Raw genomic sequence first — 2,266 nt, 5'->3', positions numbered from 1 at the left:
TGCGGGCTGCTCGGTCGGTTCGTGTGTATTGGTGGCAGTCACCGCCGTGACGGAAGGCGATCAGTCGACGACTCGTTGTCTGTGGCCGATGCGACCTGTTCGTCCTGGCCGAGGAGCCCGGTTTGGTGTAATGCGTAGAGTGCTGCGGTACATACGAGCCCTACCGCGGTCAGCGACATCCACAGCAGGGAAGGTTGGCCGTGCTGCCGGGTGTAACCAAATACCGAGCCGGTCAACAGGTTTCCGGCGAGGATCCCGACCCCGACGATCGTGTTGTACAACCCGTAGTGCGTGGCTACCAAACGGTTACCCGCCAGCCTGACCACTGTGTCCATCTCAAACGGGAAGGTCGCGATGGTGCCGACAGCCAGCAGAGCCGCAGCCAGCAACAGGGCAACGGTCGCGGGAATCGATCCGGCCGCGCCGGCCGATGGCAGCAGCGCCAGCGGTACGAAGGCAACCGCGATAACCAGCATCCCGATCACCAAACTGCGACTTGGTCCGAACCGTGCCGATAGCCAGTCGGTAAGTCGCACCTGTCCGGCGATCGCCACCAGCCCGGACACCACAAAGATGCCTGTCACCAACGCAGTTTCGGATTTCTTGTCGGCGGTCAGCAGCGACGCCTGGAAAGGCAGCGCGAGGTACACCTGGAAGGTCAGCACGTACGAGCCGATCATTGCGCCCGAAAACAGCAGGAAGGCCTTGTTGGACATCACCGACCGCCAGTCGGCCAGCACTGGCTGCTTGTCCGGGTTCTGTTCGGCTCGGCTCGGCGGCAGCGCCGTCAGTTGGATCACTGTCAGGACGGCGAACACCGCGGCGGCGACGGCGCAGGTGATCCGGAAGTCCCAAGCCGTCAATGCCAGACCCACGATCGGTCCGAACAGGATACCTGCCTGGTAGAAGACGTTGAAGACGGCGAAGGCTTCCACCCTGCGATTCCCCGAATCCGCCGCCAGGTAGGCGCGCACCGCGGGGTTGAACAGGGCACCCGCGAAACCTGTTGCAGCTGAGGCAATCAACACCGCAGGTAGCGAGTCTACGAAGGCCAGCATCAGGAATCCGGCTGTGCGCAGAAAACAGCCGGCAACGATCAGCGGCTTGTATCCGAACCGGTCGGCCAGGGTGCCACCCACCAGGAACATGCCCTGCTGGGAGAAGTTCCGGACCCCCAGGACCAGACCCACCGTCCACGCCGCCAAACCCAATGGCCCCGCCAGGTATCCAGCGAGGTAGGGCATCAGCATGTAGAAGCCGACGTTGATGGTGAATTGATTCACCATCAGGATCTGGCTGGCCCGGTCGAAAGAACGGAACTGACGGAAAGTCCGAATCATGCCTGCCGGCCGATCGGATCGATCACCCGAGTCAGTCTGGTCCATCGATCCACCACTCGCGCGGACGGATCATCGATCACATCGGGCTCCTGCGCCGGCGGACGATCGAGCAAATCATGTTTGCGGCAGTAGTCATCGTCGTAAATGGTGCCGTGGTAGCGCATCGGACCGTCGGGAAACACGGCGGCGACACGCGTACCAGGAGCAGATGTGCGGGCTACCCACCCCGCGACCAATGCGACCGCCCCCACACTCCACCCACCGCTGGCATGGTATTTAGCGGCCAAGGTTCGTGCGGCCCAGACGGCCTCATTCGGCGCGACCCAATGGGCTTCGTCGAACGCGGGATAATCGACGTTACCCGGGTAGATGCTCGACCCGAGGCCACGCATCAGCCGCGTGCTGGCGGGCTGCCCGAATATCGTAGAACCGATGGTGTCGACCCCCACCAGCCGCAGATTCGGATTGTGTTCCCGCAGCACACGTCCCACGCCCGCCGAGTGCCCACCGGTGCCCACCGAGCACACGAGTGTGTCAACGGTGCCCAGCTGATCGATCAACTCTTCGGCGACGCCGCGGTAGGCATCGACATTATCGGGGTTCTGGTACTGATCAGGACACCACGAATCCGGTTCAACGGCAAGGATTTCAGCGACACGATCCTTGCGAGCTTGTTGCCATCCGCCGATCGGGTGCGGTTCGGTCACGATGTCGACCTGCGCGCCGTAGGCGGTCAGCATCTGAACGATGATCGGCTCCATCCCCGGATCAGTGACCAGGGTTACCGGGTGCCGGTAGATGATCCCAGCCAGCGCCAACCCCAGCCCCAGCGTTCCACTGGTTGATTCGACGATCATCGCCCCAGGCTTGAGGTCCCCACGGTCCCGGGCCTGCTCCACCATATATAGAGCGGGCCGGTCCTTCAT

The 2,266-nt window shown here is 62.8% G+C and carries 2 protein-coding genes; both read right to left on the bottom strand.

Annotated features, from left to right (window positions below; all coding sequences use genetic code 11):
* Window positions 1-38: 38 nt before the first annotated feature.
* Window positions 39-1,340 (bottom strand): MFS transporter, encoded by a 1,302-nt coding sequence (locus tag ACJH6I_RS31665; protein WP_061001302.1) that lies wholly within the window; start codon window positions 1,338-1,340, stop codon window positions 39-41.
* Window positions 1,337-2,266 (bottom strand): PLP-dependent cysteine synthase family protein (locus tag ACJH6I_RS31660; RefSeq protein WP_406785185.1); only part of this gene is annotated, 930 nt, incomplete at its 5' end. The genes ACJH6I_RS31660 and ACJH6I_RS31665, both read right to left, overlap by 4 nt.

Origin of the sequence: Mycobacterium sp. SMC-13, from assembly GCF_045311035.1 — a bacterium.
In the GTDB taxonomy this organism is placed as follows: domain Bacteria; phylum Actinomycetota; class Actinomycetes; order Mycobacteriales; family Mycobacteriaceae; genus Mycobacterium.
This window is presented reverse-complemented; position numbering and strand designations above follow the sequence as displayed.